This window comes from Bacillus seohaeanensis, from assembly GCF_042684945.1.
GTDB classification, from domain to species: domain Bacteria; phylum Bacillota; class Bacilli; order Bacillales; family Bacillaceae_B; genus Rossellomorea; species Rossellomorea seohaeanensis.
Genome location: NZ_JBHUMF010000029.1, coordinates 20,596 through 45,279 on the forward strand (window position 1 = coordinate 20,596; position 24,684 = coordinate 45,279).

Consider the following 24,684-nt stretch of genomic DNA (forward strand, 5'->3'; position numbering starts at 1 on the left):
TTCTACTTTATTTTTTTGCCTCATTCCAAAAATGATCCAATTCTTCCAATGTATATTCTTCAAAACCTTTCCCGGATTTTCTGACTTCCTTTTCTACATAAGAAAATCGTTGAAAAAACTTTTTATTTGTTGAAGCTAATGCTTCTTCCGGAAATATTTTATAAAATCGTCCTACATTGATTAGCGCAAAGAGGATGTCTCCAAACTCACTTAATCTGCCTGTATCATTTCCATTCTCTGCTTCTACCTCAAATTCCTTCATTTCTTCCCAAACCTTTTCCCATGCACCACTAACATCAGGCCAATCAAACCCTACCTTTGCAGCCTTTCTTTGGTATTCATAGGCTTTTATTAAAGCTGGCATTCCTTTAGCCGTATTCTTTAATAAAGAAGGTTGTGTATCACTTGGCTTTTCTTGCTTTTTAATTTCTTCCCAGTTTGCTACAACCTCTTCTGCATTCTCGACTTCTACTGTCCCAAAGACGTGAGGGTGCCTCCGAACCATTTTAGCCGATATGCTTTCTATTACATCTTCTATGGCAAATAATCCTTCATCTTCGCCAATTTGTGCATATAACATCACTTGTAACAACACATCGCCTAACTCTTCAATGATATGATCGATATCATCTTCCTCGACTGCTTCTAGCAACTCATATAATTCCTCTATTACATACTTCTTCAATGATTCAAAAGTTTGTTCCTTATCCCATGGACAGCCGTTGGGACCTCTTAATTCAGCTATAATGTTTCTAAATGTAGAAAACTGCTTGAACGTTTTATCCAGTTCTTGAACTGCAGGTACATATAGGCTTGTTAAATTGCTAATTTCTGTGATTCTATCTAACTCCACTAACGGTATCTTCTCCACCTTTTCCTGTTTGCTCCCCGCTGCTGTTACAAGGAAAACTTCATAGTCATATGGATATAGCTCCATCAATGTAAGTTTTACTTCAGAGGCAATAAAAGAATCATACACTTGTCCGATGATTAATTGCTGATTCATTTTTATATCACCAAGTGTTAAGTCCGTACCGTCTAAAAGCTGAAAGCCATCGATAGGGTCTGCCCCAACAGATGCAAACAATGCATCAATAAAACTCTGTCCTCCACCAATCACAACATTAAAATTACCTTCCTTCGACAAATCCAACAGCATCTGAACCGTTTTTTCTGCTACTAATGGATGTCCTGGAACTGCATAAACCACCGAATCATCTTGAGCTTTTACTGTTAATGTTTGAACGATTTCATTATATACTTCTTCAAACTGATCATGTTTTTCATAAATTTTATCAAAGGATTCAAATTCAATGCCGTCTTCTATCAAATCCTTTACAACCGGATGCTCCTTCGTTCTCAAAAATATATGTTGACTTGCTTTTAACTTGCGATAAACTCCAAGGGAAAGCTGTTCTAAATCTCCTGCACCAAGTCCTACTATTGTAATTGTATTTTTCATTCTATTCTCCTATCGCTGTCTTTTTTTCATTTTATTCCACATTAACGGGCAGTAACCTAACCACTTCAAGACTTCGAGGAAGCCAAGAAGTCTAGGTGAAGAAATGCCCGTAAACACTTCATTGATTCAACCAAACCTCTGCTAACGCATCGGTAAGTTTCACTTTATCCTTTCCGCAATCTTCACCCACTTGCTTCCAAGTGGTAATAAACTTAACTCATTTTTGCTTAGTACACTTCCTCTTAAGAAGATTGTAATAAAAACAATACCTCCAAGTAAAACACCTGAGATAGAAAAGAAGGCAGAAACTTCTCTTCCATTCCAACTAGAATGCATCATTTTATCGTGAATAAGCAAATATGCCTTTAATAGAACTGTCATTCCAATACCACTCAAAACCAGGGTCTTATAAAAATGGATTTCAATTAAATGGATGGAAAAAAGTCGCCTTACTTTTACAATCATTAGTATCGTGATGATTAAAAGGGAAAGAATTGTTGCTATAGATGCTCCCATTATGCCTAGTTGTGGGATAAACACTATATTTAGTACATATTTAAATCCAATTCCAAATAGTACTGCAAAAGCAGGGTAATAAATGTTGCCTATCCCCTGTAAGATTCCGGAAAATGTTAGAATGAGACAACTAAAAAAGATTGATCCTGAAAAAACAGCTAATGCATCCGATCCTGCTGCATTCTGAAATAGCATTATATTTGTTGGAACAATTATATTGATAAGACCAAGAGAAGCAGCAAAACCAACGATGATACTCACCTTTAAAGCGAGCTGACTGTACTCCCTTACAAGAGGAGTATCCCTTTTTTTATAAGTACTTGTAACCAACGGAACAATTGCCAGTGAAATAGACGTTGCTACAACTGTGCCGAGTTGAACAAAAGGTTGACCTCTGTCATAAATACCTTTCCACTTTTTCGCTTCTTCTTCCCCCATCCCACTTTCCATCAGCAATGAGTATACATTAAACGCATCTACAAATTGCAGAAGAACCAAAAGCATTCCACTAATACAAATAGCTGTGCCATTTTTTATTAATTGCCCCCAGATAGTCTTTACTTCATTATTTATTTTAATGGTAAAAAGTCCGAAAAAAAGACTTTCTCTTCTAAGTTGAATAAAACAAATCAACAAAAAGACCCCGGCTAAACCGCCAATAACCGAACCAAGCAGGGCACCACTTCCTGTTAAATATAAAGAAGCGCCATTCATTACGAAAAAGGTAGTGGTTACTAAAATCGTTACTACCCTTACTATCTGCTCTGTAACCTGAGACACCGCTGTCGGAAGCATATCATTTTTCCCTTGATAGTAGCCTCTTAATACCGATAATGGAGCAACTAGTAAAAAAGATAACGATATAACTTGTATAAGCGGCTGTAAATTAGGGTCTCCCATTATGCTCGCAATAAAGGAAGCACCAAAGAAAAGAAGGAGAAACCATCCAATACCAACGGCAGAAAGAAATTGAAAAGACGATTGGATAACCCTTTTGGCACCGAGGTAATTGTTCTCTTCTACCTTTTCAGCCACTAATTTCGAAATGATGACAGGAAAACCATATGTGGATAAAGCAATGACTATACCAAAAAAAGGGTAAACCTGTTGATATATATAAAAACCAATGTCACCTACTAAATTTTGAAATGGTACACGATACAGTGCACTAAGTATCTTCGTAATTAGTGCAGCGACCGTTAAAATTGTAGCACCTTTCACAAGCTGTTTAGAGGAATATTGCTGTTTCAACTGAAAGCTTCCTACCTTTCTATATGGAAAACAAAACGTTCCAAAACTCATTTCAACTCACGTTCTAAGAAAAAATAATCGTCCGTATTATAGCATAAAAAGAAAGGCAGAAGTGTCTAGAACAGCTCGTGAAGAAAATAGAGATTTCCACCAAAAGACGCTTGTTGTCTTTAGAGGAAAAGTCTCTTTTTCACAGTGAACTAGGCACTAGAGCTAGATTCTGAAAAGCAGAAATGCCTTGAGAGGCTCCGAAAAGCAACTATTACCCACCAGAAAAAGCATTCCATTTACTTTAACCTTTTACACAAAAAAGAAGAGCGGCGATATCGTCGCCACTCTTTTTACTGTTCCATTTGTCTTGCTAAAAAGCCAGCTGCCGTTTCAACTGCTTTTTGTTCCACTTCTCCAACGGTACGGTCTTTTGAAAAGATAACGACGGCACCAATTGGATCTCCATTTGCCACAATTGGTGACATAGTGTAAGAGGAGAGTTCCTCTTCGTTTCCTTCTACTAGTTCAGCTTGTCCTTGTTCCGCATGTAAAATAGAAGAACGCTCATCCATAACTTTTTCTACTAATTCACTAATGTTTTTATTTAAGTATTCTTTCTTCGAACCACCTGCAATTGCAATAACTGCATCACGGTCACAAATTAATACTGCACTTCCTAAACTATCATATAATGCTTCAGCATATTCCTTTGCGAAATCGCCAAGTTCACTAATTGGTGAATATTTCTTCAAGATGACTTCTCCGTCACGATCCACAAATATTTCAAGTGGATCTCCTTCGCGGATCCTTAAGGTTCTGCGAATTTCCTTTGGAATAACGACGCGCCCTAAATCATCAATACGACGAACAATACCAGTTGCTTTCATCTATAGTTGCCTCACTTTCATCAGATGATTTTTTTAGTAATGATTTGTATTCATTACCATTGTTGAGTTTAGTATCCTACATATGGGAAGTTCTATACACTATCCGTTATTTTTTCTCTATATTCCAATTTATTATAGTGCAAGATATTTTTTCCTCTATTGGCAGCTGCATAAATACTACTACCCTTATAATATAGAAACAAAACTACGGGCGCATTTACAGTTTGTTTACAACTAAATGACAACTATCATGATTGTTCCTGTTCTACTTTTAATGCTTTATCTAGGTTTTTAATGATGTCATACGCCTTCGTAAACCATTCTTTTGACGAAAGTCTAGATGTGTTAATAGAAATCTTAAGCTTAGAACCTTCTAATCCTAATCCTACTGCTCGACCGTGTTTATTGCATATTTCAAATACTTTTGAGCCATCAATCTTGTTAGTTCCTTCGGGAGACATTAAAATATTTACTGTTTTCTTATCTTGCTTAATCGATTCAAGCTCCGTATTTTTAGCATATAGCTTCATTTCCGAGATAAGAAATAGGTAGCTCACTTCTTCTGGATATTCTCCGAAACGATCAAGTATTTCTTCTTGTAACTCTTCCACTTCTAATAAAGTAGACAATGAACGGAATCTCTTGTACATTTCTATCTTTTGATGACCATCTTTAATATAATCGTCCGGTATATAAGCATCCACTTCAATGTCGACTTCTAATGCCTTTTCGTTATTTTTCGGAAGATCTCCTTTTTTCTCTTCAATCGCTTCTTTTAGCATTTGGGAATACAGATCAAATCCAACTGAGTCAATAAATCCATGCTGCTGTGCCCCAAGCAAGTTTCCAGCACCTCTTATCGTCAAGTCTCGCATTGCAATCTTAAACCCTGAACCAAGTTCGGTAAATTCTTTGATAGCTTGCAAACGTTTCTCTGCAACCTCCGTTAATACTTTATCCTTACGATACGTAAAATAAGAATAGGCAACACGGTTAGAACGACCAACACGCCCCCGCAACTGATACAGCTGAGAAAGTCCCATTCGATCCGCGTCAAAAATAATTAATGTGTTTACATTTGGAATGTCTACACCTGTTTCAATAATAGTCGTTGTTACTAAAACATCATATTCTCCCTCAAGGAAACCGAGAATAACGGACTCCAATTCATTTTCACTCATTTGTCCATGTGCATAAGCAATTCTTGCTTCTGGTACAAGCATAGATATTTCATCTGCTTTCCTCTCGATATCTTCTACACGGTTATAAAGGAAATACACTTGACCATTACGAGCCATTTCTCTTTCAATTGCTTCTTTGATCAATGCTCCATTGTACTCCATTACATATGTTTGGACAGGGAATCGGTTTTCAGGTGGCGTTTCAATTACAGATAAATCTCTAACACCAAGCATCGACATGTGAAGCGTTCTCGGAATTGGCGTCGCTGTTAACGTCAATACATCCACATTTGTTTTTAATTTTTTAATTTTCTCTTTATGTGTGACACCGAAACGTTGTTCTTCATCCACAATAAGAAGGCCTAAATCTCTATACTCAATGTCTTTAGATAACAACCTGTGTGTTCCCACAACGACATCTACTGTTCCATTCTTTAATCCCTTCATCGTTTCTTGCTGCTGCTTCCTTGTACGGAATCTACTTAATAAACCAATTTCAACAGGAAAATCCTGAAACCGTTCTTTCATTGTTTCAAAATGTTGTTGTGCTAATATCGTCGTCGGCACAAGAAGCGCTACTTGCTTTCCATCCGCTACTGCTTTAAATGCAGCACGAATCGCTACCTCTGTCTTGCCGTAACCAACATCACCGCATAACAGTCTATCCATCGGTCTTTCTCTTTCCATATCCTTTTTAATTTCCTGTATCGAACGCAGTTGGTCTTCTGTTTCTTCATAAGGAAAAGCAGCTTCAAATTCCCTTTGCATCGTACCGTCCGGTGAAAAAGCATATCCTTTTGCCGATTCTCTCTCTGCATACAATTTTATCAAATCGTCTGCAATATCTTGTACGGAAGATTCGACTTTTGATTTAACCTTCTTCCATTCATTCCCTCCAAGCTTGTACAGCTTTGGATCTTTACTTTCAGATGCTACGTATTTTTGGATAAGTTCAATTTGTTCTACAGGTACGTATAACTTATCACTTCCTTGGTATTTCACATGAAGATAATCTTTGTGAACTCCGTTAATTTCTAATGTTTCAATCCCTAAGTATTTTCCTATCCCATGGTTAACATGGACAACATAATCGCCAATTTTTAATTCGGAATAACTCTTTATCCGTTCTGCATTGGACATTTTTTGTCTTCTAGGTTTCTTTTGGGTCTTTTTATTAAATAACTCTTCTTCTGTAATAACAGCTAATTTTTGTAGTGGAAATTCAAAGCCACTCGTTAAACTGCCATCAATCATTTGTACTTTTCCTGGAAGTAATTTTCCCCCATCTTCTACATAGGCAATTTCTATTTCATAATCATCTAATACCCGTTGTAACTTCTTAATTCGTTCTTCATCAGGTCCTAGTAAAACAACAGTGAAATTACCTTTCTTCCATCTATCTAATTCTGCTTTTAATACATGCATCTGACCATGGAAATTTTGCATTGGTTTACTTGATATATTAAAAATATTTTGCGGACTTGTATTCGGTAAATGTCGTAAGAACAAAGAAAAATATACTTTAGGTAACATTGTATTAGAAAATAAAGACGGCAATGAGTGTGAGACAGTAATATCATGGATGATCTGTCCTTCTTGAAGCAAGGAAGTGTACCATTCTGCTTCTTCCGTATCTAATGACTCATTCATTTCCTGGATACGGCTATACTCATCGAAAAACAGAAAAGAATCCGACGGAAAATAGTCTAGTAAACTAGTAACCGACGGGTAGGCGATGGATAGATACTTGAAAATTTGCTCCGGAGTTTGTCCATTTTGGAGTTGCTCCACTTCGTGTCCAATATATTCTGTAAGCTTTTCTTTAACAGTCGATGCTTTAATCTTTTTTAAACTCTGAGATAATCCTGCTTCCAGCTTGTCTATTAATCTTTCCATATGTTCATATTTCAGAAGTATTTCGGTAGCCGGACCTATTTCTATTGAATCTAATTTTCCAATAGAGCGTTGATCATCCGCAGAAAAGGAACGAATAGAATCAATTTCCGTATCGAATAACTCAATTCGAATAGGATTTGCTACAGTAAGAGGATAAATATCAAGAATTCCTCCCCTAATACTGAACTCTCCGGGTGCACTCACCATTCCTACTCTGTTATACCCCATTTGCACCAACTGGTTTAACTGTTCATCTAAATCAATGTCCTCCCCAACAGAAAAGACAAACTGATGGCTTTTCCACAATTCTTTAGATGGCAGTATTTTTCTAAGACCCGAAACGGGAACAATGTACACACCTTGTTTATTATTTGCTAGTTGATTTAACACATCTATTCTTTGCGATCTCAATTCTGGACTTGCGATACTTAACTCCGCAGCAATTAGTTCATTGGCTGGATAAAGAAATACCTCATCCTCTGATAAAAATTGTACAAGATCGTCGTAAATTTTTTGCGCTTGCAAAAGATTATGCGTTACAACCATTGTTGTCCTTTTTGTCCTTTCATAGGCATACGCAATATATACAGCACGAGAAGATCCTGATAACCCTGCAACTAATTGTTCTGATAATCCTTCTTCTAATCCGGCAATAATAGATTGTATTTCTTCACTTTCATGAATTTCCTTTAATATACCTTTCAAAATTACGCTCCTCCCCTTCTGGATGACGGAGATCAAAGGATGAAGGATAACCTTTATTCCTACCTCTTAATCTCACAAGTCTGACTTCTAACATGCTTCTAACCCTTGAACTAGATTTTCTGTGTATCAGCTCAGTTAGAACAGAAAAATGCTTTGGCTTATAGGACCAAAGCTTATTAATGAATAATATAGTCTAATGAATGATAGTCTGGATTACGTTCTAAACTCTCCTGACAATCCTCACAAATTGTCTTTATATGAATGTCTCCATTATCCTGATAATTGACCATGTTCAATCGCTCTTCCTCCGTTAACTTGTTAATGCCAAGCTTTTCAGACTGAACTGATGTTTGCTGTAACGAGCCTACACTTACTCCACAATGACGACAATTATAATGGATAGTCATGTTCTATCCCCTCCAAACAGTTTTATCTTGCATTAACGGATAGTAAATCTCCCACCCTAAAATTATAGGGAGAAACAAAAAAGCATAAGTAGGAGACAACTGTCCATCAATGCTCCATTCGCTCAACCAACAATCAGTGGGGAAAAGAAACTCCGCACTAATTGAAGTTCCAATTTATATTACTAGTATGAACCTGTTTAAGGGGACTTATTCAAATTGTATTCTAATTAAATTCGTTCATGACTTCAATAAATGGTTTGTCCATCCAAGATTCGCATGCATCAATACAGGATTTCATAACATCTTGCATTTTATCCCATTCTTCCTTACTAAACTTTCCTAAAACATAATCAGGGACACTCATTCCCGCATTCGGACGATCAATTCCAATACGAATCCTGTTAAAATTTTGTGTTCCTAAGTGAGCAATGGTTGATTTAATACCATTATGACCACCAGCACTTCCTTTTTGACGAAGTCTAATTTTCCCTACTGGTAAATCCAAATCATCATAAATTACGAGTAGATTCTCATCAGGTATATCATAATAATCCATTAACGGAACAATACATTCACCAGATAAGTTCATATATGTAAGGGGTTTTAGTAAAATGATTTTTTCTCCATTATAATGATACGTACCAAAAACCCCTTTAAACTTTGATTGCGTTAGAGGAGTCTGCAAACGTTCAGAAAGAGCATCAATGATTTCAAACCCAATATTATGTCTTGTCCTTTCAAACTGCGCTCCTGGATTTCCAAGGCCTACAATTAACTTCATTACTACCACCTCATTTTTTCTACGTACCTTTAGCATATACATAAAAAGCGCAACCTGCAAAAGGTTACGCAAAAAAATTTTATACTAGAATAACCATCCTGATCTAACATCAGATGGTTAAATAATTTAAGGGAGCAAACTCCATTACTCCCTTAAGTTTTTTATTCTTTATCCGATTCACTCTCATTACTTGCCTCTGTTTCTCTTCCTTCTTCATTTTCAGGAGCCCCTGCTTCCTGTTCTTCACCCGAACTGATTTCCTCTTCTTGTCTTGGTGCTAAAATAGAGGCAATTGTAAGTGTGTCATCTTCTTCATTAATTGTCACACTGTATTTATTGCGAATATCACCAATGGTAATTGTTTCACCAACTTGCAACTCGGAAATATCCACCTCAATATAATCCGGCATTTCAGAAGGCTTTGCTGTAACAGAAACCTCAAATACCGGCTGTTGAAGAACTCCACCGTCTTTCACACCAGGTGCTTCCCCTACAAGTTCAATACGCACATTCGCATGCATTTCTTCTGACATGTTAACAGCAAGGAAATCTATATGAGTGATTTCATCTTTAATATGGTCTTGTTGATAGTCATTTAAAATGACATTTTGTTTATTTCCATCAACCTCTAAAGAAATAATTCCATTTCTTCCTGACTCACGAATTGTTTTAATAAATGTAATTGCATCGACACTTATTGGTGTATTTTCTGTTTTGTAACCATACACTACACCAGGAATATTTCCTTGTCTTCGAAGTTCCGTTAGTGATGACCGCTTAAAATCGCTTCTTTTATTTGCTTTCAAATCGGTTGACATAAAAACAACACCCTCCATCATTAAAATATCCTCTATATAAAAAATGCCCTAATTTGGTAAAGAATAAACATAACTTATACTACTCTTTTCCAAATAAAAAAATACCCAATGAAGTCATTGGGCATTTTTCACTCAAGTATTAATCGAATAATGTACTTACTGATTGTTCCTCATATACACGAATAATTGCTTCGCTAATAAGTCGGGCAACAGATAATTGTTTTACTTTACCGATCAGTTTGTCTTCAGATAGTGGAATAGAATTCGTTACCACTAACTCTTTAATTTTTGAATTCTCAATTCTCTCAATCGCAGGACCTGAAAGTACAGGATGTGTACAACACGCGTATACTTCTTTGGCACCATTCTCTACTAATGCATTGGCACCTAATGTAATAGTTCCTGCTGTATCAATAATATCATCAATTAAAATGGCTATTTTTCCATCAATATTACCGACAATATTCATTACTTCCGCTACGTTAGGTTTTGGACGACGTTTATCAATGATCGCAATAGGTGCTTTTAATCTTTCTGCCAATTTACGTGCTCTAGTCACTCCGCCATGGTCTGGTGAAACGATAACGATATCCTCTTGTTTGAACCCTTTCTCTTCGAAATAGTCTGCAAGAATCGGAACTCCCATAAGGTGATCGATAAGAATATCAAAGAACCCTTGGATTTGCGGTGCATGGAGATCAAGCGTAATAACACGGAATGCCCCAGCAGTTTCTAAAAGGTTCGCTACAAGCTTCGCTGTAATTGGTTCACGAGCTCTTGCTTTACGGTCTTGGCGGGCATAACCATAATAAGGCATTACAATATTAATCGTTTTAGCTGATGCACGTTTAAGAGCGTCTATCATAATAAGAAGTTCCATTAAGTTCTCATTAACTGGGTAGCTTGTAGATTGAATGACGAATACATCACATCCACGAATACTCTCCTCTATGTTAATTTGAATTTCACCATCACTAAATTGTTTTACTGTACATTTTCCAAGATCTACTCCTACCTCGTTAGCAATCTCTTTGGCAAGGTCATAATTAGAGTTTAATGAAAATATTTTTAATTTCGAGTTAGTATAAGAGTTTGACATCGTGGACCTCCATTATTTCTTATCGTTTAATTTTTGGACATAATTGTCCTTATTCACTTGACGAGCACGAGCAATAGATAATGATTCACCTGGTACGTCTTCTGTTATGGTAGAACCAGCAGCAATATAAGCACCTTTACCAACAGTAACAGGAGCAACTAAGTTTGAATTACAGCCTACAAAAACACCATCTTCAATTTTAGTTAAGTGTTTATTTTTCCCATCATAGTTTACAGTAATAGAACCACAGCCAATATTAACAGCTTTTCCTACCTCTGCATCTCCTATATAACTAAGATGGGACGCTTTACTACCTTTTCCAAATTCCGCCTTTTTCACTTCAACAAAGTTACCAATCTTCACTTCATCATGAATTGATGATTCTGGACGAATATGAGCAAATGGTCCAATTTGTACATCGGAACCAATCGAACTATTATGAGCTACAGACTGTTTAACCGTTGTTCTTGAACCTACGACACAATCTTTAATTTCTGTAGAAGGTCCAATAATAGCATCCTCGCCAATTTCAGTGTTTCCTGTCAGCACAGTTCCTGGGAGTACAAGTGTGTCTCGTCCAATTTTCACATCACTACCGATGTATGTATTATTTGGATCTGTAATCGTAACGCCATTTCTCATATGTTGCTCGTTAATACGACGTTTCATAATAGTTTCTGCTTGAGATAACGCCACTCTGTCATTAACACCCAATGTTTCACCAAAGTCACTCGTTTGATAGGCACTAACTATTTCACCCTCTGACTGAAGAATTTCAATTACATCAGGTAAATAGTATTCACCTTGAACATTATCGTTGGAAACTTTCTTTAAGGCATCAAATAGTGCTTTATTGTCAAAGCAATACGTTCCAGTGTTAATTTCTTTCACACTTTTCTCTTCTTCTGCCGCATCTTTATGCTCCACAATTCGCTCCACTAACCCTGTGTTATTACGAATAATCCTTCCATAACCAGTAGGGTTTTCTGCATATCCGGTCAAAATTGTTGCTTTTGCGTTTTGATCTTCATGATGCTGAAGTAATGCTTCCATTGTTTCTGCTTTAATTAGTGGAGTATCTCCACAAACAACTAGTGTAGTTCCCTCTAAGTTACCAAGAACACTTTCCGCTTGCATAACAGCATGGGCAGTGCCTAGTTGCTCTTCCTGCAAAGCAAACTCACTTTTACCGTTCAAATGAGTTTTTACCAAATCTGCACCATGTCCAATAATCGTAACTGTTTCATTTATATGTAGAGTTGAAATTTGGTCGACTACATGTTCTACCATAGGCTTACCACAAACCGGGTGAAGAACTTTATACAACTTCGATTTCATTCTAGTGCCCTGTCCAGCAGCTAATATAACAGCATATCTATTTGTCGTCATTTTTGGTCCTCCAATAACCTTATTATCCATAACGAATATATCTTAAAAATAGTACCATTTCAAGGTTGTAAGGAAAAGTACAAATATTTGTCAAGGAACGAAAGAGGGAAATTAGTAAAGGACATGAAGGAAAGGGTAACAATCTTTTTAAAAGCGTCAAAAAAGACTGTTTTATCAGAAAATCGGAAAGGTGTTTTTTCGCCTTTTTGGGATGATTGGCTTATGGCTCAAGGAGCTATCCACTAAATTTGAGCAAAAAAAAAGAGCCTCACTAAGGAAAGGCTCTTGTTGTCAATTATTCTTTTATGAAGCCCCAGCTTCTTCTAACTCTACCTCTTCAAGTTCACCCAAACGATGATACTCGGCTAGAACAGCATCTTGAATCTTACCACGTGTACCTGAATTAATTGGATGAGCTATGTCGCGAAATTCCCCATCAGGAGTTCGCTTGCTTGGCATCGCTACAAATAAACCATTGTTCCCATCAATTACACGAATATCATGGACAACAAATTCATTATCAAGTGTAATTGAAGCGATAGCTCTCATGCGGCCATCTGTATTCACTCGGCGCAATCGTACGTCTGTTACTTCCATTCTGTTCACCACCTTTTCTTCCTAGATGAAATTCTATTGTATGTATTCAACGTGTTTTTCAGATTTTCCTTCTTAAATTGTAAAATTTTTTAAAAAACTTTTAAAAAAATAGTTTGAAAGCACCAACATTACTAATAATTCAGAAAAATTAAGAGCTATTTAGTCATTAATAGAGATGGTAGAGAAAGACGCCCATGAAATTACTTCACGAGCGCAATTACTTCTATTTCTACTCCAGCATCCTTTGGTAAGCGAGCAACCTCTACGCAAGAACGAGCAGGTTTGTGTTGATCAAAGTATTGTCCGTATACTTCATTAATAGAACCAAAGTCGTTCATATCTTTTATAAAAACAGTAGCTTTCACAACTGTTTCAAGCGATGCACCCGCTTCTTCTAAAACTGCTTGAAGGTTTTGGAACACTTGATGTGTTTGCTCTGTTATATCTCCTTCCACCATAACGCCTTCTTGTGTAAGTGGAATTTGTCCAGAACTATAAAAGAGATTATTTACTACTATACCTTGAGAATATGGACCAATTGCCGCTGGTGCTTTTTTCGTTGATACAACATGCATGTTTTTTCCTCCTCAACTTAAAAAACTCAAGTTAGATTGAAAATAGTTCCCCTCGGTTACTTTAATCTGTCTATCTTTTTCATTAACATCTGACAACTTTAATAGAGAAATATAATCATCCACTAAGCGTTCATCCACACTTTCCGATTCTACTAGAACACCGATACCAGTAACAGATGCAGAGAACTCTTCTAATAAGTTCTTCATCCCGTTAACTGTTCCTCCTGCTTTCATAAAATCGTCTACAATTAGTACTTTCGAACCTTCTTTTAAACTTCTTTTTGAAAGAACCATCGATTGTATTCTTTTAGTAGAACCAGATACATAATTAATACTTACTGTAGATCCCTCTGTTACACGACTATCTCTTCTGACAATGACAACTGGAACATTTAAAAAGTTAGCTACTGCCGTTGCAATAGGAATCCCTTTCGTCGCCACAGTCATAATGACATCAATTTCTTTATCCGCAAAAGCAGATGCCAATAGCCTACCTACTTTGTTCATCAATTGAGGATTACCTAGTAAATCTGTCATAAACAGATATCCTCCTGGAAGCAGACGTTCAGAATTCTCCAAGTGTCCACAAAGTTCCTCAATCATTTGCTTTGCTGAAGACACATTGACCTTTGATATATATTTAACTCCTCCAGCGGCACCAGGAACGGTTTGGATTGTTCCAACCCCGCGCACTTCAAAAGTTTCTTTAATAATCGTTAAATCCTCACTTATAGAAGATTTAGCTGAGCCATATCGCTCGGAGAAAAAAGTCAAGGGTACTAACTCATGAGGACGCTCTAATAAAAAATGGGTCATATCTATTAAACGTTCACTACGCTTAAACTTCACTACACCTACCCCCTAAATCCGAATATTTAAAGTAAATATACCACTAATATCCGGATTTAAGCAAGAGAGTCCTTACTCTCCTAACATTCTAACCGCAAATACCTGATCACAAAAACCACGTAAACCATTATAAATGCGATGAAGTCGCGATTCATGATGGACTAATCCGTATACTGTCGGACCGCTTCCACTCATTAATACCGAGTCCGCTCCAAAACGTTCCATTTGATTTTTAATTTGCGTTACTTCCGGATGCATCTTTAATGTAACACTTTCTAAAACGTTACCTAAGTTTTCACATATTCCTTTATAACTTCCTTGTTCTAATGCAGAAATCATTGCTTGCGTATTCGGATGTTGAACATTTTTCAAGTCCAAATTTTGATACACATCTGCTGTAGAGACACCTATAGTCGGCTTTGCCAAAATAACCCAACAACTTGGAGGGCTCGGGATATGTTGGATTTTTTCCCCTCTTCCTGTAGCGAGAGCTGTCCCCCCATGGACACAAAAGGAGACATCTGATCCAATTTCAGAACCGATTTCTGCCAACTCTTCAAGACTTAAACCAAGGTTCCATAAACTGTTCAAACCTTTTAACGTCGCTGCTGCATCACTACTTCCACCTGCTAACCCTGCCGCAACTGGAATAACCTTATCAATAGAAATTGCAACGCCCTTTTTAATATTCAGTTTTTCTTTTAAAACTTGTGCAGCTTGATATGCTAGATTTCGCTGATCATCTGGAACAAAACGATTTTGAGAAAGAATCTTAATTACATTCTCTTCTAATGGAACTAACTCCAACCTGTCTGCCAGGTCAATCGTTGTCATAACCATTTCTACTTCATGATAACCATCTAATCGTTTATGTAGTACATCAAGTGACAGGTTAATTTTCGCCGGGGCCTTTATTAATAACCTCAAATTATCACCTTCTTACAAAATTACTCATTACGTCTATTTTAGCACATTAAAAAGAATAATTGCTTATCATCAAAATACGTACTTATACAAGTAAATAATTTTATCATGTAGCTGAAGCATTTGGAAGACTGGCTATTTTAAAATTAGTAAGTGTTTGAAAAAAAGACCCCATTAAAAGCAAAAATAACTGCTAAAAATGGGGCCCCTTTAAAAATGCGGCACTTTATACCGAGCAATAGTCAGGACTATTGACGTTGTGTTAGTTGTTGCTGTGCTATTTCGATAGCTCTTTTTACCATGTTACCTGCGTCTCTAGATTTAATGCCGCCCCATCCTTCGTGTTGGACAACATCGTAAAAACCTAATTCTTTTGCTATCTCTTCTTTTAGCTTGTCCGACATTATTCCTCTTCTTCTGCTCACGGAATCCCTCCTGATTTTTCAGTACCACACATTCTTACTATATGTAAAAAGAAAGAACTACTTACTAGTAGATGTCCGCCAGTATTTCCAGCTTTTCTAGTAAGGGAATACAAGCATTCTTTGTACCTATTATGTAGTTTAGTTTGTATCTTCTCAAAGAACCTTTTAAAAAAACGCCTTAAAATAAAAGCGGAAGCCCCTTTAAAGTTTGAGTTATCTACATGCAGCTATTTTATAATTCGCCTAACAATAAAAAAACAGTAAACATAAAAATGTTTACTGCTGACTTAAGATGATATTACCTGTTGCTTCATCGTAAAAAGTTAATTGAACAGTTTCAGTGAGTACATCTGCATAGCTGTAAGAAACTCTTTCAAACGCGTTCTCTTCCTGGTCTAACTGAACCACAAATACTGAAGGATACGTTTCGGCAAGAACGCCTGAACGTTCAATAGTTTTTCGACGCCCACCGTTGGCTTTAAGCATTAAACGTTTACCCAAGTTAGAATCAAGGGATCTTTTAATGTCGGCTAATGTTTTTGGCATTTCGCTTCCACCTCACTAAAATAAGTATAACACACCACTAATTTTTAGTCAAATAAATTTATTATTTTAACAAGAAATTTTATTCCCTGTCAACATATTTTATTCAACAAAATTTCACTTTTTTCTACATTATTACTACTTTCCCCTTAAAAAGAGAAATTATGTAAACTTATTTCAATGATGTTTCTTACTGTTTCTAACACAAAGATGGAAAACCTTTCAGCCTTTCTCAAAGCCTGTTGGACGGAATGAAAATTACAACTACCCGCTTCAAAATACTCTTTTCACGCAAAGTATTGGGATAAACATTCAGTTCGAGTTATTTTATCAGGAACGGTTTGACCTCAGAGAAAATAGGCACCAAAAATGGAGAAGAAAAAAGCCGGTAGCAAAACTATCGGCAATGGCTTTTTATTCATCATCATCTACCATACTATATGGCATCCCAGTACGTAAAACACCCTTTGTCTCTAATCCGCCGAGCCCTTTATCCCCCGTTAATGTATTTCTTACTACGTCCCATACGTTGATAGACTCTTTAAAACCAGTAAAACTTATTTTAGCAACAATATATACAGGGTCTAGCGCATGAATATTTACTCGCCCCGGAGAACTAGCAAAGTTTGCCCCTGCATGAATAAGTGATTCAAAATGTGATTGACATGCACCGGCAAAAATAACGAGTTGGTCTAAATGCGGGATTTTCCTGCGTGCCTCTCTAACTGTTCTTACGAAGTACTTTGAATGACGATAAGCGTTAATATCTGATTTTTTTCCCTTTGCTTTAGAATAAGCATCATGACCCGTAATGACCACAATATCGGGACGATACTTTTCAATTAGACTTCCAATTTGCTCAGGCATTTCTTTTTCATTACAATGGACCCCTTTTACTGGTACACCTATTTTTTCATACATATCTAAGCATTTTTTTAAATAGTTACGATCTCCATCTAGATGCAGTACTTTTCCAGGCATTTGAAAATAACTTAAATCCTCACGATACGCATTGGTTAAGTTGAATTCCTGTTTATTCTTTAGTAAATCTATATCTTGACGAAAGAGCTCCAGTGACTGTTCTTGCATGGAGTGAAACTCTTCTGCAATCCTATGCTTTTCTAAAGGAGGTAGTAATTTTAAATCTTGAATGGGGGCATCGGCTATTAATCGGTAATCCTCTCCGTATAAAATAGCTGTTTTTTGGCCATTCGTCTCTCTTATATCAATTACCCGGAATAAAATATCACATTTATAAGAAAGACGCCCTACCAAAGCACCTACTACAATATTCATCCACGTCAACTCCATTGGATTTAGTGAAACTTCCCTCTCTGTGGAGCGTTATACTCCACAGAGAGGGAAAGACAAGTATTCAGGGGTACAGCAAATCCTTCCTTAGTGGAGATGGCCATTCTCCCATCAAGATCATGTACCCTCGGGAAGAGAGGTAACGACAAACACATCATTCCATATCATTACTTATTAATTCCCTTTGATAACTTATGCAGCATAGGTGAGATAAGTGATTTCCTATATGGAATAGCCACTATTCCCCATCAGTCTTATCCCTAAAAATCAGGCAGAGAATTGGCATCATGAATGAATAGAACCTATACAAATATCGCCAAATAAACATTACACCTCGTACTCCACAAAGGAAGTACGAGGTGTAATGTTATTTTCCTAACCTGTTCATTTTTTAAAATTAGGCAAAAGATGATCGCTTAACAGAGCAAATTCTTCAATAGACAAAGTTTCTCCTCTTCTTGTTGGGTCCACCCCAGCGGATTGAAGCGCTTCGAGTATCGCTTCTTTCTTTTCTTTTCCATTTGGGAGCTGACTTGTTAAATTGTTAAGAATCGTTTTCCGTCTTTGAGCAAAGGAGGAACGAGTAATAAAAAATAGAAAATCCTCATCCTTAACATCAACAGGAGGTTTTTCTCGCTTCGTAAGCCTTATAACAGCAGAGTCAACATTTGGTTGCGGCATAAACACTGTTTTCGGTACGGTCATAACCATTTCTGCTTCTGTATAGTATTGAATAGCAATTGAAAGAGAACCATATTCTTTCGTTCCAGGCTTTGCTGAAATGCGGTCTCCGACTTCCTTTTGTAGCATAACGCAGATGCCTCGAATCGGAAGTTTTTCCATTAATAGCTTTAAAATAATTGGTGTCGTTACATAGTAAGGAAGATTAGCAACAACCATAATATCATCAAACCCTTGGAGTTCTTGGTCCATCACCGCTTTCACATCTGCTTTAAGAACATCCTCATTGACAATAGTGACATTATTATAAGGAGACAATGTATCTTTTAAAATTGGTATTAAACGTTGGTCGATTTCAAAAGCAAGAACCTTACCAGATGTTCTTGCAAGTTGTTCGGTTAATGCCCCAATTCCAGGACCAATTTCTATAGCAGCAGTATTTTTCGTCAATCCTGCGTGCTCTGTTATATTTCTTAAAATATTGGGATCAATTAAAAAGTTCTGCCCTAAACTTTTCTTAAATGAAAACCCATATTTCTTTAGAATTTCTTTTGTACGAATAGGTGTTGCGATATCTTTAAGCATTATTTTCCTCCTGTAAAATCCCCATTAGTGCTTGGCGAAACTCTTCTTTACTAATTTCAAACATCATTAGTCGTTTATGTAACTGCTTTCCATTAGTGTATCCAATACGCAATTTCTCACCAAGCTTTTCTCGACGTTCTTTTGCTTTTGGACCTCCAATAAGACCCGCATCCATGAGGTCTTCCTTTGTTATCACTTCTGGAAGCACTTCGTTTACTAAGTAGGCTTCACTAAGCGCCTCTCGTATCGCCTCTGGCGTGGCGTGCTCCACTCCTATTCCCCTTCCATGCTTAGGAAGAGCATCTTTCTTATGTAGAAACGCATGCTTGCACCCTTGGACATATTCACTAACCTTTTTTCTTATTCTTTCTCCAGGATAATCGGGATCTGTAAAGATGATAACGCCTCTTTTCTCCTGCGCGTGTTTAATTTTCTCTAAAGTAGAGCGGGACACAGCTGAACCATTCGTCTCTATCGTATCCGCTTCAACAGCTCGGTGAATAGCGACTGTATCATCTCTACCCTCCACTACAATAATTTCTTTTATTTTCATTTTTTCCTCCAAATACTTGAAACATTTTTCTAACATAACCGTCTAATATACGAGAAGACTTTTTACTATTATAACGATTATTATCGCCTAGAACAAAAACGAAAAGTGGAAGTGGCTTGATCAACTCGTGAAGAAAATAGGGATTGCTCTCAAAAGGTGCTTTTTGCCTTTAGAGAGCGATCATCTTTTTCACAGCGAATTAGCCGCTGCAACTAGAACAAAAACGAAAAGTGGAAGCGGCTTGGTAAAGATGACCTATTAAAAAGGAAAAGGAGTCTATCCCTATTTCTTTTAAAAAAATGATGACTCCCCCTTTAACAACGTGCCGTCGTCTACTAGGGACTGACACTGTAAGTAATCAACAAACACTAAATATAAAAGCTAAAATATCTTCGAGGGGCTAGCCACTGCAACTAGAACAAGAAAAAAAGCAGGAGAATCCCCCCTGCTTCATGATTAGTTAAGTATTTTTACTTTCACTTGTTTTCTTCCCCATCGATATGCATCCGATTTAGAGGAAAAGAATACATCAATTTTATGTCCTCTAATAGCGGAACCAGTGTCTGCTGCTACAGCATACCCATATCCTTCTACATATACTTTTGTCCCTAATGGAATAACGGAAGGGTCCACTGCGATTACTTTTACGTTTGGATTCGCGTTTAAATTAATCCCTGTAGACGTTACACCTGAACAGCCATTACAGCTACCTGTATAAGCAGTCGAATTAACATAAAACTCCTGCCCACCACCGCTTGAATCAGAAGCTCCACGGGAGACTTGTGCAACTAGCACTTTTGTTCCTACATTTACAACCTTATCCTTACTTTCTTTCAACGTCTTTTCACTAAGTAACTTTCGGGAGACTTCTTTGCCATTTTCCTTTACAATTTCGTATTTTCTCTCAACAAGACCTTTTTCACCTTGCTGAACAATTTCTTCTTTCCCTTTTGACAGGTCCGAATCTTTTTTTGTAACAACGGCATAATCAGTTGGCTCTTCCACTACATCGGTGACTTTTTCAACTCGAGTGACTTTTACAATATCATTAGCTTTCACTACTTTGTCTAAACTTGGTTCAACACGGTCTGAATCATTAAGTTTAATTCCTTGTTGCTTTAAAAAGTCAGCGACCGTAGTCGAAGTAGACCACACCTTTTTCTCTTTTCCACCATCGACTAACTTAAATGAAAAAGCGGTATCAATCTTCACCTTCATATTCCCAGTTATCTTTTGATCAAGACTTGGTGAAATTTTGTCGTGCTCTCCTAATTCTATCTCTTTATCCGAGAGCATTTCCTTTACAGTATCAGCAGTAGTCCAAATACTTTTTTCTTTGTTTCCTACTAAAACCTTCACCTGTTTCGCCGGTTCCCAAATTACTTTCATATTATTTGTTACCTCGGTTGATTCAGTCGGGTATAAATAATCTCGTGAATGGGTTGAAATCTTTAAATCTTTCAATATATCTTTAATCGTACTTGCGTGCGTCCTTATTTCCTTCTGTTCACCATCTAAGGTCAACGCCACCGTCTTCTTCGTTCCTTCATAGAACAAGAAGCCTACTATTGCAGCAAAGGCTACAAGCATTCCAGTAGCGATGACCCCTTTTCTTCGACTCAAAGACTTGGAAAACAGGCTTTTCATGTTTTTAAGGTTCATGAAATACGCCTCCTTTACTCGGAGTGATTATATAGAGTATTTTTTTGACTGTCAACCCAAACACCCATTTTAGTAATCTAGTAAAATAAGGAACCAACTGGGAACATAACCATAATTATGCCGAAGCTTAGAAAAAAAAGAAAGGGGAATTTATCGACACGGTTATCCTATGAAATGAATAAGCCTTGTAGAACTTTTTGTTTTTGGAAACCATTTGGACAAGTCCCCCCAAGTTTCGACAACATTATCTATCACATTATGCCGAATAATCTTTTTGCATTTTCGGTCGTGATCTCCTCGACTTCTTCCACAGTGATCTCTTTTATCTCTGCAATTTGCTGTGCTACTAGCCTTACATAAGCAGGCTCATTTCGTTTCCCTCTATACGGATGGGGTGCTAAAAATGGGCAGTCTGTTTCGACGAGCATATTATCTAACGGAATTTCCTTTGCTACTTCTTTTGGTTTCTTCGCATTTTTGAATGTTACCGGTCCACCAAGTGATATATAAAAATTCATGTCAATACACTGTTGAGCAACTTCCGAACTACCGCTAAAACAGTGCATAATACCGCCTACTTCCTGTGCACTCTCTTCCCTTAAAATATCGACAATATCTTGAGTTGCCTCTCTATTATGTATAATGATTGGTAATTTTACCCTTTTGGCTAGTTGGATTTGTTTTCTAAAAACATCTTGTTGTACGTCCCTTGGAGATTTATCCCAGTGATAATCAAGACCCATTTCTCCAATCGCGACCACTTTAGGATGGGAAGCAAGTTCTTCTATCCATTGTAGATCCTCTTCTTCCATATCAATTGCATCAACAGGGTGCCATCCTACACTGGCATATAAGAAGTCATATTTCTCAACAAGCTCGAGGGCACGATTAATTGTCGGTCGATCAAAACCAACAACAACCATGTATTCTACTCCCGTTTCTTTTGCCCTTTCCATTACTTCTTCTACATCTTCATCAAATTGTTCTGCGTTCAAATGAACATGAGTATCAAATAACAACAAAAACACTCCTTATTAAAAGATAATTTTAATATAAAAAACGATGACAAGCATAACAAAAATATAACAATTAAATTACATATAAGATTTTATTATTCCCAAATAGTATTCAGTATAAAACTATTTCTTCTATGTAAAACAAGGGTGTTTCACGTGAAACACCCTTGTTAAAAACGGAATATACGTAACCACGTTTTCTTATTTTACCTTTGCACCATTTGGTAAACTTTGATCAACAGAAGCTAAGGAAAGCACTCCATCCTCTTCCCCTGCAAGAATCATTCCTTGAGATAATTCACCACGTAACTTTACTGGCTTTAAATTAGTAATACAGATTACTTTCATTCCAACCAATTGCTCTGGTTGATAAAATTTAGCGATACCTGACACAACTTGTCGTTTTTCGTAACCAAGATCGAGTTGAAGCTTGAGAAGTTTGTCGGCTTTTTTTACTGGTTCGGCAGCTACTACTTCTGCTACTCTTAAATCAATCTTCATAAAGTCATCTAGCGTTATTTCTTCCTGCTGTTCTTCCGTTTGTTTCTGCTCTTCCTTTTCAGAAGTAGTTGGACTAGACCCTTGCATCTTGTTTTTGATGTATTCTACTTCTTCCTTTAAATCAAGACGTGGAAAAATAGGTTCCCCTTTTTTCACCACTTCTGTACCTTCTGGAATCACGCCAAATTTCTCCAAACTCTCCCAACTTCTCAACCCTTCATCATGAATGTTTAATTGTTCGAAGATATTATTTGGTGTTTTCGTTAAAAATGGCTTTAATAAAACAGCAATTCTTCGTAAGGATTCAGCAAGATGTGTCATAACACTTGCTAATTCATCCTTTTGACTTTCTTCTTTTGCTAGAACCCACGGCTGCGTTTCATCGATATATTTATTCGTTCGGCTAACAAGTACCCATAGGTTGGATAGTGCAACAGAAAACTCCATGCTCTCCATTGCTTCTTCATATTTTTTCACCGTTTCTTGATTAATTGTAAGCAACTGTTTGTCGTACTCACCATTAGAACCTTTGTAAGCAGGTATTACACCATCAAAATATTTATTTACCATCGCAACAGTACGATTTAATAGATTTCCTAAGTCATTCGCTAGGTCAAAATTAACTCTTTCTACAAACCCCTCTGGCGTAAATACTCCATCCGATCCAAACGGTACTTCTCTCAATAGATAATAGCGTAGGGAATCTAATCCGTAACGGTCAATCAATGTAACAGGATCTACTACATTCCCTTTTGATTTTGACATTTTTCCATCTTTCATTAATAACCAACCATGGGCAAAAACCTTCTTCGGTAGTGGAAGATCTAATGCCATTAGCATAATTGGCCAATAGATTGTATGGAACCGAACAATTTCCTTCCCAACTAAATGCACATCTGCAGGCCAGTATTTAAGATAATTAGCGTCATTTTCACTACCATACCCAAGAGCAGTTATATAGTTTGATAATGCATCAATCCATACATATATAACATGTTTTGGATTTCCTGGAACTTTTACTCCCCAATCAAATGTCGTTCTCGATACTGCTAAATCCTCTAAACCTGGTTTAATGAAATTGTTGATCATTTCATTTTTACGAGATTCTGGTTGAATAAACTCTGGATTTTCCTCATAGAAAGCTAAAAGGCGATCAACATACTTACTCATTTTAAAGAAATAAGATTCCTCTTTTACCTTTTCTACCGGTCTTCCACAGTCTGGACAATTTCCATCTTCTAATTGTCTTTCTGTAAAGAAGGATTCACAAGGAGTACAATACCAGCCTTCATACTCATCTAAGTAGATATCTCCTTGTTCTACTAGTCGATTAAATATTTTTTCGACAATATCTTTATGCCTTTTTTCCGTTGTTCTAATAAAGTCATCATAAGATATATCTAGCTTTTCCCAAAGGTCTTTAATCCCTGCCACAATTCCATCAACATAAGCTTGTGGAGAAATGCCTTCCTCTTCTGCTTTTCTTTGAATTTTTTGACCGTGTTCATCCGTCCCAGTTAAGTATCTAACATCATATCCACGCAAGCGCTTATAACGAGCCATAGCATCTCCAGCGACGGTAGTGTATGCATGTCCAATATGTAGGTTCCCGCTTGGATAGTAAATCGGTGTCGTTATATAGAAGGTTTTTAATTTATCTTCCATATTTTATTCCTCCTTTAACATTTTTTACTTTACCCTTAAAAACAAACACATCTGTACGTAAAGTATAGTGGGGTACAAAAACTAATGTTATGTAATGAATTAAATGTTTTTTAATATGTTAAAAAAGGGTACAAAAAGAATCAAAAAGTCTAAGAATATGCCAGCTCACTCTTTCAAAATCATTAACATTTACTGCATGAGCAACTAAGGTTATACTAACATAAAAATCCGTTAATTATGTTTCTTTGACTTTTTGAATAAACCTCTTTTAATCCATTACTACTAACTTACATCATAACCTCTTATATCATCAAAATATACCTAAAATAAGCCATTTCTGCAACCAAGTCCTATTGTTTGTCGAATTTATTAAAATAAGAATGAGTAATTGTCGAATATTGTCGAATTAAGTTA

At 36.8% G+C, this 24,684-nt stretch carries 21 protein-coding genes; all 21 read right to left on the reverse strand.

Features of this window, described 5'->3' with window-relative positions; genetic code table 11:
• Window positions 1-7: 7 nt before the first annotated feature.
• The 21 genes from ACFSUL_RS11350 to metG all read right to left on the reverse strand — a co-directional run bounded on the left by ACFSUL_RS11350 (window position 8) and on the right by metG (window position 24,270).
• Entirely contained in the window at window positions 8-1,462 is a 1,455-nt protein-coding gene (locus ACFSUL_RS11350) for a bifunctional methyltransferase/pyrophosphohydrolase YabN (RefSeq protein ID WP_377935470.1), read from the reverse strand.
• Window positions 1,463-1,621: 159 nt separating this feature from the next.
• A complete protein-coding gene (locus ACFSUL_RS11355) occupies window positions 1,622-3,229 on the reverse strand; it encodes a putative polysaccharide biosynthesis protein (protein ID WP_377935472.1) in 1,608 nt (535 codons plus the stop codon).
• A 341-nt stretch (window positions 3,230-3,570) separates the two neighbouring features.
• Window positions 3,571-4,107, reverse strand: a complete 537-nt coding sequence (gene spoVT / locus ACFSUL_RS11360; protein ID WP_377935474.1) for a stage V sporulation protein T — start codon at window positions 4,105-4,107, stop codon at window positions 3,571-3,573.
• A gap of 248 nt (window positions 4,108-4,355) precedes the next feature.
• Window positions 4,356-7,889 (reverse strand): transcription-repair coupling factor, encoded by a 3,534-nt coding sequence (mfd, locus tag ACFSUL_RS11365; protein ID WP_377935476.1) that lies wholly within the window; start codon window positions 7,887-7,889, stop codon window positions 4,356-4,358.
• A 176-nt stretch (window positions 7,890-8,065) separates the two neighbouring features.
• Window positions 8,066-8,296, reverse strand: a complete 231-nt coding sequence (locus ACFSUL_RS11370) for an anti-sigma-F factor Fin (RefSeq protein WP_377935478.1) — start codon at window positions 8,294-8,296, stop codon at window positions 8,066-8,068.
• A 223-nt stretch (window positions 8,297-8,519) separates the two neighbouring features.
• On the reverse strand, window positions 8,520-9,077 hold the full coding sequence (pth, locus tag ACFSUL_RS11375; RefSeq protein ID WP_377935480.1) for an aminoacyl-tRNA hydrolase: 558 nt from the start codon (window positions 9,075-9,077) through the stop codon (window positions 8,520-8,522).
• A 161-nt stretch (window positions 9,078-9,238) separates the two neighbouring features.
• Window positions 9,239-9,895 carry a 50S ribosomal protein L25/general stress protein Ctc gene (locus tag ACFSUL_RS11380; protein ID WP_377935482.1) on the reverse strand — a complete coding sequence of 219 codons (657 nt, stop codon included), beginning with the start codon at window positions 9,893-9,895 and terminating at the stop codon, window positions 9,239-9,241.
• A gap of 139 nt (window positions 9,896-10,034) precedes the next feature.
• Window positions 10,035-10,994 (reverse strand): ribose-phosphate diphosphokinase, encoded by a 960-nt coding sequence (locus ACFSUL_RS11385; protein ID WP_071413708.1) that lies wholly within the window; start codon window positions 10,992-10,994, stop codon window positions 10,035-10,037.
• A 12-nt stretch (window positions 10,995-11,006) separates the two neighbouring features.
• A complete protein-coding gene (gene glmU, locus ACFSUL_RS11390; RefSeq protein WP_377935484.1) occupies window positions 11,007-12,383 on the reverse strand; it encodes a bifunctional UDP-N-acetylglucosamine diphosphorylase/glucosamine-1-phosphate N-acetyltransferase GlmU in 1,377 nt (458 codons plus the stop codon).
• A gap of 303 nt (window positions 12,384-12,686) precedes the next feature.
• Complete coding sequence (spoVG, locus tag ACFSUL_RS11395) at window positions 12,687-12,980, reverse strand: septation regulator SpoVG (protein ID WP_032085215.1); 294 nt, start codon at window positions 12,978-12,980, stop codon at window positions 12,687-12,689.
• A 200-nt stretch (window positions 12,981-13,180) separates the two neighbouring features.
• Window positions 13,181-13,555, reverse strand: a complete 375-nt coding sequence (gene ridA / locus ACFSUL_RS11400; protein WP_377935487.1) for a 2-iminobutanoate/2-iminopropanoate deaminase — start codon at window positions 13,553-13,555, stop codon at window positions 13,181-13,183.
• Window positions 13,556-13,567: 12 nt separating this feature from the next.
• Window positions 13,568-14,404, reverse strand: a complete 837-nt coding sequence (gene purR, locus ACFSUL_RS11405; RefSeq protein ID WP_071413705.1) for a pur operon repressor — start codon at window positions 14,402-14,404, stop codon at window positions 13,568-13,570.
• Window positions 14,405-14,476: 72 nt separating this feature from the next.
• Window positions 14,477-15,331 (reverse strand): 4-(cytidine 5'-diphospho)-2-C-methyl-D-erythritol kinase, encoded by an 855-nt coding sequence (gene ispE, locus ACFSUL_RS11410; RefSeq protein ID WP_377935490.1) that lies wholly within the window; start codon window positions 15,329-15,331, stop codon window positions 14,477-14,479.
• 245 nt (window positions 15,332-15,576) lie between these two features.
• On the reverse strand, window positions 15,577-15,753 hold the full coding sequence (locus tag ACFSUL_RS11415) for a small, acid-soluble spore protein, alpha/beta type (protein ID WP_377935492.1): 177 nt from the start codon (window positions 15,751-15,753) through the stop codon (window positions 15,577-15,579).
• A 276-nt stretch (window positions 15,754-16,029) separates the two neighbouring features.
• Window positions 16,030-16,299, reverse strand: coding sequence for a biofilm formation stimulator Veg (veg, locus tag ACFSUL_RS11420; RefSeq protein WP_071413701.1), 270 nt, complete (start codon window positions 16,297-16,299; stop codon window positions 16,030-16,032).
• 411 nt (window positions 16,300-16,710) lie between these two features.
• Complete coding sequence (gene yabG / locus ACFSUL_RS11425) at window positions 16,711-17,592, reverse strand: sporulation peptidase YabG (RefSeq protein ID WP_377935494.1); 882 nt, start codon at window positions 17,590-17,592, stop codon at window positions 16,711-16,713.
• A 399-nt stretch (window positions 17,593-17,991) separates the two neighbouring features.
• A complete protein-coding gene (gene rsmA / locus ACFSUL_RS11430; RefSeq protein WP_377935497.1) occupies window positions 17,992-18,873 on the reverse strand; it encodes a 16S rRNA (adenine(1518)-N(6)/adenine(1519)-N(6))-dimethyltransferase RsmA in 882 nt (293 codons plus the stop codon).
• Complete coding sequence (gene rnmV, locus ACFSUL_RS11435) at window positions 18,866-19,426, reverse strand: ribonuclease M5 (protein ID WP_377935499.1); 561 nt, start codon at window positions 19,424-19,426, stop codon at window positions 18,866-18,868. Before rnmV ends, rsmA begins: the two co-directional genes overlap by 8 nt.
• 456 nt (window positions 19,427-19,882) lie before the next feature.
• Window positions 19,883-21,088, reverse strand: coding sequence for a ubiquitin-like domain-containing protein (locus ACFSUL_RS11440; RefSeq protein WP_377935501.1), 1,206 nt, complete (start codon window positions 21,086-21,088; stop codon window positions 19,883-19,885).
• Between the two features lie 251 nt (window positions 21,089-21,339).
• Window positions 21,340-22,107: a TatD family hydrolase gene (locus ACFSUL_RS11445; protein ID WP_377935504.1), complete on the reverse strand. Its 768-nt coding sequence runs from the start codon at window positions 22,105-22,107 to the stop codon at window positions 21,340-21,342.
• A 198-nt stretch (window positions 22,108-22,305) separates the two neighbouring features.
• Window positions 22,306-24,270 (reverse strand): methionine--tRNA ligase, encoded by a 1,965-nt coding sequence (gene metG, locus ACFSUL_RS11450; protein WP_377935506.1) that lies wholly within the window; start codon window positions 24,268-24,270, stop codon window positions 22,306-22,308.
• Between the last annotated feature and the right edge of the window lie 414 nt (window positions 24,271-24,684).

Bases quoted from the DNA above. Each gene is read 5' to 3' on its own strand.
- ACFSUL_RS11350 (WP_377935470.1), bottom strand. From the start codon at position 1,462: ATGAAAAATACAATTACAATAGTAGGACTTGGTGCAGGAGATTTAGAA.
- spoVT (WP_377935474.1), bottom strand. From the start codon at position 4,107: ATGAAAGCAACTGGTATTGTTCGTCGTATTGATGATTTAGGGCGCGTC.
- ACFSUL_RS11370 (WP_377935478.1), bottom strand. From the start codon at position 8,296: ATGACTATCCATTATAATTGTCGTCATTGTGGAGTAAGTGTAGGCTCG.
- pth (WP_377935480.1), bottom strand. From the start codon at position 9,077: ATGAAGTTAATTGTAGGCCTTGGAAATCCAGGAGCGCAGTTTGAAAGG.
- ACFSUL_RS11380 (WP_377935482.1), bottom strand. From the start codon at position 9,895: ATGTCAACCGATTTGAAAGCAAATAAAAGAAGCGATTTTAAGCGGTCA.
- ACFSUL_RS11385 (WP_071413708.1), bottom strand. From the start codon at position 10,994: ATGTCAAACTCTTATACTAACTCGAAATTAAAAATATTTTCATTAAAC.
- glmU (WP_377935484.1), bottom strand. From the start codon at position 12,383: ATGACGACAAATAGATATGCTGTTATATTAGCTGCTGGACAGGGCACT.
- spoVG (WP_032085215.1), bottom strand. From the start codon at position 12,980: ATGGAAGTAACAGACGTACGATTGCGCCGAGTGAATACAGATGGCCGC.
- ridA (WP_377935487.1), bottom strand. From the start codon at position 13,555: ATGCATGTTGTATCAACGAAAAAAGCACCAGCGGCAATTGGTCCATAT.
- veg (WP_071413701.1), bottom strand. From the start codon at position 16,299: ATGCCAAAAACATTAGCCGACATTAAAAGATCCCTTGATTCTAACTTG.
- yabG (WP_377935494.1), bottom strand. From the start codon at position 17,592: ATGAATATTGTAGTAGGTGCTTTGGTAGGGCGTCTTTCTTATAAATGT.
- rsmA (WP_377935497.1), bottom strand. From the start codon at position 18,873: ATGCTTAAAGATATCGCAACACCTATTCGTACAAAAGAAATTCTAAAG.
- rnmV (WP_377935499.1), bottom strand. From the start codon at position 19,426: ATGAAAATAAAAGAAATTATTGTAGTGGAGGGTAGAGATGATACAGTC.
- ACFSUL_RS11440 (WP_377935501.1), bottom strand. From the start codon at position 21,088: ATGAACCTTAAAAACATGAAAAGCCTGTTTTCCAAGTCTTTGAGTCGA.
- metG (WP_377935506.1), bottom strand. From the start codon at position 24,270: ATGGAAGATAAATTAAAAACCTTCTATATAACGACACCGATTTACTAT.